The sequence below is a fragment of the Kineococcus siccus genome, from assembly GCF_009906795.1.
Taxonomy (GTDB): domain Bacteria; phylum Actinomycetota; class Actinomycetes; order Actinomycetales; family Kineococcaceae; genus Kineococcus; species Kineococcus siccus.
The window spans coordinates 1-6,663 of record NZ_JAAALN010000220.1; the positions used below are offsets into that span (position 1 = coordinate 1).

Genomic DNA, 6,663 nt, shown 5'->3' on the forward strand with positions numbered 1-6,663 from the left:
GGGCACGGGGGCTCCTCGGAGGTCGGGCGCGCGAGGGCGCGCACCCGCTGATCGGCAGCCGGGACCCGCGACGCGAGCCCGGCCGGGCCCGCGTCACCGGCACGGCCCCCTCGCACCACCCGTTCCGCCCAGCGGGCCGCCGCCGGCGGGCGCGGGGGCGGCAGGGACCGGGGCCGCCACCCGGCTACCGTGGCCGGATGACGGCCGCGGAGATCTTGGACTCGAGCGTCGTCGTGGTCGTCCTGGCCGTGCTGCTGCTCCTGGTCTCGGGACTCCTGGTGCGCGAGAAGCGGGCGCACGCGCACGACCGCGTCGTCGCGGCCGCGCACCTCGCCGGGACGCCCGCGGCGCAGGCCACCGACCCCGCCACCGGGCTGCGGCGGGCGGGCATCGTGGTCAACCCGACGAAGTTCGCGGACCTCGACGAGGAGGCGCAGCGCCGGCGGCAGGCCTACGTCGCGGCGGCGTTCCGCTCGCACGGCTGGGCCGACCCCCTCTGGTACGAGACGACCCCCGAGGAGACGGGCGGGGCGCAGGCCCGCGAGGCGATCGCCGAGGGCGTCGACATCGTGCTCGCGTGCGGCGGCGACGGCACCGTGCGCGCGGTCGCCGAGTCGATGACGGACACGGGCGTGCCCATGGGCCTGCTGCCGGCCGGGACGGGGAACCTGCTGGCGCGCAACCTCGACCTTCCCCACACGGACCTCGCCCGCGCGCTGGACGTCACGTTCTCCGCGCCCGACCACCCCATCGACGTGGGCTGGCTGGAGGTGGACCGCACGGGCCGCGACCGCGAGCCCGAGCGCCACCTGTTCCTCGTCATGGCCGGCCTCGGCTTCGACGCCGCGATGATGGCCGGCGTCGAGGACCGCCTCAAGCGCACCCTCGGCTACGGCGCCTACGTCGTCTCGGGGGCGCGGGCGCTGTGGGGCCCGCAGGCCAAGGTGCGGATGCGCGTCGGCGACGAGACCACCCACGTCCGCACGCGCGGCATCATCGTCGGCAACTGCGGCAAGCTCACCAAGAACCTGGTCCTCATGCCCGACGCGCGCATCGACGACGGCTACCTCGACGCCGTGGTGCTGTCGCCGCGCGGCGGGATCGGCTGGGGCGAGGTGTTCTTCGCGATCCTCACGCGCGACCGCAAGGGCCAGCGCCGCGTGCAGCACTCGCGCGGGCGCAGCGTCGAGCTGTGGTGCGAGCAGCCGCAGGAGGTGCAGCTGGACGGCGACCCCATCGGACCGGCCCGCCGGCTGCGCATGGAGGTCCAGGCGGGCGTCCTGCTGGTCCGCACGCCCACGATCCCCTGACCCCGCCCGCTCGCCGGACGGGGTCAGGGGACGGCGAGCGGGACCGTCGTGAGCGACGCGCGGTCGAGCTGGCGGGCCGCGCGCGAGGCGAGGGCCACGGCCCCGTCGCGCAGCGCGGCGGGCAGGTCGGGGGCCGGCGTCTGCCACACGGCGCTGAGCACCCACTCCGCGCCGGTGGCCGTGACCACGGGGACGACGAGCACGGTCGCCGCGTCCAGCCGCTGCACGTGCGCCGCGTCGAGGACCGAGCTGGTCACGGTGTCGGGCACCCAGACCGGGCGCTGCGTCCGGATCGCCCGGGCGACCCCGCTGAGGTCACCGACCTCGATGACGAACTCGGAGGCGTCTACGGGCAGCCCCCGCTGCGCGAGCAGCCCCCACGCCCCGCCGTCGGGCTCGGTCGGCCCGGTGACGAGCAGGACGTCCGCGCCGAGCAGGTCGATCGACGCGTCGGCCAGGGACTCCAGCAGCTCCCCGCGGCGCTCGGCCCGGTCCAGCTCGGGCATGGCCTGCAGCAGCGCCTGCAGCTTCGGCAGGACCGAGGCGGCCTCGGCGCCCTGCAGGTGCTCCACCCCGAGCGAGGCCAGGGCGACGAGCTCCTCGCGCTGGCGCGGCAGCAGCTGCCGGGGCTCGGGCGCGGAGACGCACAGCACGCCGAGCACCCGCCCGCGCGGGTCCACGAGCGGGGCCCCGGCGTAGAACCGCATGCCGCCGCGGCTCGCGGCCCCGTCGGCCCACCGCGGGTCGAGCAGGAGGTCGGGGACCTCCAGGACGCCGCGGCCGAGCACGGCGCGGGAGCAGGGCAGCTCGGCGCGCGGCCCGCCCGCGCCCGGGTCGCCCCAGCCCGCGAGGACGCGCACCCGCTCCTCGTCGACGACCGTGACCGCCCCGACGGGGACGTCGCAGACGGCGGCCGCGAGCGCGGCGAGGGTGTCGAAGAACGGCTGGGACGCCCCGATGAGCGGCACGACGTGGCGCACGGCCGCGAGCCGCTGCTCCTCCTCGGCGGGCACGGCGCCCCGTGCCGCGGGCACCGCGCGCGGCTGCGCGGCGCGCAGCACCGTGAGCAGCTCGTCCGCGGGCACGGGCCGGGCGAAGTGGAAGCCCTGCAGCACGTCCACGCCCAGGCGCGTCACGAGGTCGGCGGTGCGGGCGTCCTCGACGCCCTCGGCCACGACCTCCATGCTCAGGCGGTGCCCGAGGTCGACGAGGGCGCGCACGATGGCGGCGTCGGAGGCGGCCCGCGGGGCCGCGTCGACGAAGGTGCGGTCGATCTTCAGCTCGTCGACGTCGAGGGAGCGCAGCATCGTCAGCGACGTGTAGCCCGTGCCGAAGTCGTCGAGGGAGATCCGGGCACCGGCGGCCCGCAGCGCGGCCAGCAGCTCCGCGGCCCGGTGCGGGTCCTCGAGCAGGGCGCTCTCGGTGACCTCCAGGGTGAGCACGGACGGCGGCAGCTCGTAGGCGGCGATGACGTCCTGCACCGTGCCCAGGAAGGACTCCTCGCCCAGCACGGGTGCGGCGACGTTCACGGAGACACCCAGGTCGTGCCCCGCGGCGCGCCAGGCCGCGGTCTGGGCCACGGCGGTCCGCAGCACCCACTCGGTGAGGCCGAGGATGGCCTGGCTGCGCTCGGCCAGCGGCACGAACGCGCCGGGGCCGAGCAGGCCGCGCTCGGGGTGCTGCCAGCGCACGAGGGCCTCGACGCCCGTGAGGCGGCCGCCGCCGGCCGCGACCAGCGGCTGGTAGTGCACGCGCAGCTGCCCGTCGGCGATGGCCGCCGGCAGCTGGGCGTGCAGCGCGAGCGCCTCGACGTCCAGCACGGCGGCGCCCTCGGCGACCGCGACGCGGGCGGGGGCGGCGGCGGCCGTGACGAGCGCGACGTCGGCGGCGGCGAGCAGCTCCTCGAGGTCGGTGCCGTGGTCGGGGACGCACGCGACGCCCGCGCTCGTCTCGGGGCGCACCTCGAGCCCGCGCGCGGCGAGGCGCACGGGGGGCTGGAGCACGGCCCGCACGGCGCGGCCCTCCCGCTCGCCGAGGCTGAGGCCGTCGTCGGTGTCGCGGTAGCCCAGGGGCACGGGGCGCACGACGGCCAGGGAGTCGTGGTCGATGCGCGCGACGACGGCCCCCTCGAGGCGCTCGAGGCGGCGGGCCGCCTCCGCCAGCAGCTCGCGCGCGGAGTCCGCGCCGAGGGCCAGGCGCAGGTCGCGCAGGTCGTCGAAGTGCACGACGACGACGGTCGCGGCGGTGTCGTAGCCCGCGAGCGACGTCAGCCAGCCCGCGCACTCCTCGGCGAGGCCGGCGCGGTTGGCCACGTCGAGGACGCCGTCGCGCGTGCTGCGCCGGCGACCCTCGTCGAGCAGGGCGGGCACGAGCAGGGCGGGGGTGCCGATGAGGACGAGGACCAGGACGACCACGAGCACGGGGACCACGGCGCTGTCCGCGGGCGCGAGCACGGCCAGGGCCACGGCCGTGAGCACGGCGACGGCAAGGGCGGCGGCGGCCAGGGGGATGCCGGCGGTCCGCCGGGTCGGCCGCGGGGGCCACTCCCGCCGGGGCCGCGCTCGGCTCGTCACGTCAGACACGGTGCAGTCATCGGGTCACACCACCAGCCTCTAGATGGTCTGAACGGATGATCTAGAAGACATCAGGTGCACGGTAACGCTCACCGTCCTGCGTGAACACCCCTGGTGATCACGCGGGGCGCGCCGGCGCGCGTCAGCCGGCCGCGCCGGCCCGCAGCCGGTCGAGCCACGCCTGGGCCGCGGCGAACGCCTCGTCGCTCGGGCCGTTGCCCGTCACGGCGTGCCCGCCGTCGGAGCGGGGGTAGCTGCCGACGAAGCGGACGCTCTCGCACACGCGGTGCAGGCCCATGAGCGCCTCGCCGACCCGGGCGTCGCCCACGTGGCCGTCGCAGTCGATCGAGAAGCAGTAGCGGCCCAGGGCGTCGCCCGCGGGCCGCGACTCGATGCGCGTGAGGTTGATGCCGCGCGTGACGAACTGCTCGAGCGCCTCCACCAGGGCGCCCGGCCGCTCCTCGCGCAGGAAGACGACGAGGGAGGTCTTGTCGTCACCGGTCGGGGCCGGAGCGGGCCCGACGCCGGGCCGCGACAGCAGGACGAACCGGGTCTGCGCCCCCGCCCGGTCCTCGATGCGCTCGGCCAGGACCTCCAGCCCGAAGCGGCGGGCCGCGAACGGCGCGCAGATCGCGGCGTCGAACCCGGCCGGGACACCCTCGGCGACCTCGCGCGCCAGGGCCTCGGCGGCGGCCGCCGTGGAGGTGGCCGGCACGTACTGCACGCCCGGCACCCGGGCGTGCAGCCACTTGCGCACCTGGGCGTAGGCGTGGGAGTGGGTGCTCACGGTGCGCACGTCGGCGAGCGCCGTGCCGGGGCGGACGGCGAGCACGAAGCTCACGGCCAGGACCACCTCGGCGACGACCACGAGCGGCTCCCCCGCCGCGAGGCCGTCCAGCGTCGCGGGGACCCCGCCCTCGACGGAGTTCTCGATGGGCACGCACCCGACGTCCGCGCGGCCCGCGCGCACGGCCTCGATGGTGGCGTCCACGCTCGCCATCGCCTCGGCCGGGGCGGTCGGCACCACGGTGCGCAGCGCGGCCTCCGAGAACGTGCCCACCGGCCCGAAGAACGCGTACCGCAGGGCGGTCGGTGCGGGCGGCGGCGGCGGGGTCACGGGCACGGTCGAGCACAGTAGCCCGCGACCTCGGCGGCGGGGCCCGGCCGCCGCCGGGGTCCCCCGTCCGCCGCAGCGCTCAGCTGGCCCGGCGCAGGCGCCGCTCGTTCCAGGCGCTCTCGCGCTGCTCCTCGGTCAGCCCGCCCCAGACCCCGTAGCTCTCCTTGTGCCGCAGCACGTGCTCGCGGCACTGCCGCAGCACGGGGCACTCGGCGCAGACCGCGAGCGCCGCGGCGTCGCGGTGCTGGCGCGCGGCGCCCCGTTCGAGCTCGGGGTGGAAGAACAGCTCGGGGTCGGCGTCGCGGCAGGAGCCGGCCAGCTGCCACTCCCAGGCGTCCACGGTCGGTCGCAGTCCACGTGTCGTGTCGTTCACGGCTCCCCCTCAGTGGTGCTGACGGCACTCCGTCGTGCGCCGTCTTTGCCCCGGAGGTCCAAACCTTAAACGCTAAGCGACGATTTAGTCACGGGCTGTGATTGGCGACCGGCGTGTCCCTGGTTCGTCAAGCCCCCCGCTGGGCTGTTCGGGTGACCCCGGACGAGGCCCGACCACCCGGTGCAGCACCACCAGCGCCGCGATCGCCCACCACAGGTCGCCGTTCTGCACGACGCGCGCCACGACCGTGGGCACCGACGGCGACGCGAGCAGGTTCGCCCCCAGCCACGGCCAGGCGATCCACAGCGCGGCGAGCTGCACCGCGGCGACGACCACCCGGCGCCGGACCCGGCCGTCGCTCACCACCGCGGCCAGCACCAGCACGCCCCAGTGCAGGTGGTGCAGCCACGAGACGGGCGAGATGAGGATCGCGACCATGCCGCAGGCCGCGGCCTCGCCGACGAGCGAGCCGCGGCGGAACATCGCCCGCGCGACGCCGTAGCCGAGGACCGCCGCGGTGGCCGCCAGCACGAGCCACAGCACCTGCGTGAGGCCGTCGGAGAGGTACAGGCGCAGCAGGAAGCCGCGCAGCGACTGGTTGGACGAGCCCGCGTTGGGGCCGAGGCGGTCGGAGGACAGCAGCGCCGACGTCCAGTACTCCGCGGACGCCTCGGGCGCGAGCAGGAAGGTGCCGAGCGTCACGGCGACGGCCGCGGCGACGGCGTTGCGCAGCTCCCGCCACTGCCGCGTGATCGCGAAGTGGATGAGGAAGACGCCCGGCGTCAGCTTGATCGCCACGGCGAGCCCGACGAGGGTCCCGCGCGGCCAGCGCACGTGGCGGCCCGCGACGGTGATGCCGTCGCGGCCGCGGACGAGGTCCAGCAGGCACAGCGCGACGAGGACGGCGTTGACCTGCCCGAAGCGGATGCCCTCCCCCACCGGGGAGATCCACACGCACGCGGCCGCCACGGCCCCCTGGGCCAGCCCGGCGCGCGCCCCCGCGCGCTCCAGCAGCGGCCGGAAGGCCACCCCCACCGTCACCCACAGCAGCGCCAGCTGGAACGCCGTCCACAGCCAGCCGGCGACGCCGAACGGCACGAGGGCCAGCGGGACCGCCAGCACGGCCGAGAACGTCGGGTAGGTGAACGGCAGCAGCTGCGGCACCTCGGTCTCGAAGAGGTACACGGGCCGGCCGATGAGCAGGCTGCGCCCGGCCTCGCGGTAGACCTCGAGGTCGACCTGCCACTGGTCGTCGGGGTAGGCGACGAGGTAGCGGTGGACGATCGGCGC

5 protein-coding genes are annotated in these 6,663 nt (G+C 76.6%); 1 reads left to right on the plus strand and 4 read right to left on the minus strand.

Going from position 1 to position 6,663, the window contains the following annotated elements; genetic code table 11:
• Positions 1-197: 197 nt before the first annotated feature.
• A complete protein-coding gene (locus GTR02_RS18360; RefSeq protein WP_205709575.1) occupies positions 198-1,310 on the plus strand; it encodes a diacylglycerol/lipid kinase family protein in 1,113 nt (370 codons plus the stop codon).
• A 23-nt stretch (positions 1,311-1,333) separates the two neighbouring features.
• Here the strand turns inward: GTR02_RS18360 and GTR02_RS18365 are convergent, their stop codons facing one another.
• The 4 genes from GTR02_RS18365 to GTR02_RS18380 all read right to left on the minus strand — a co-directional run.
• A complete protein-coding gene (locus GTR02_RS18365; RefSeq protein WP_166608931.1) occupies positions 1,334-3,883 on the minus strand; it encodes an EAL domain-containing protein in 2,550 nt (849 codons plus the stop codon).
• 142 nt (positions 3,884-4,025) lie between these two features.
• Positions 4,026-5,000, minus strand: coding sequence for a prephenate dehydratase (gene pheA / locus GTR02_RS18370; protein ID WP_420814746.1), 975 nt, complete (start codon positions 4,998-5,000; stop codon positions 4,026-4,028).
• A 79-nt stretch (positions 5,001-5,079) separates the two neighbouring features.
• Positions 5,080-5,373: a WhiB family transcriptional regulator gene (locus GTR02_RS18375; RefSeq protein WP_166608932.1), complete on the minus strand. Its 294-nt coding sequence runs from the start codon at positions 5,371-5,373 to the stop codon at positions 5,080-5,082.
• Between the two features lie 84 nt (positions 5,374-5,457).
• Positions 5,458-6,663 (minus strand): glycosyltransferase 87 family protein (locus GTR02_RS18380; RefSeq protein ID WP_166608933.1); only part of this gene is annotated, 1,206 nt, incomplete at its 5' end.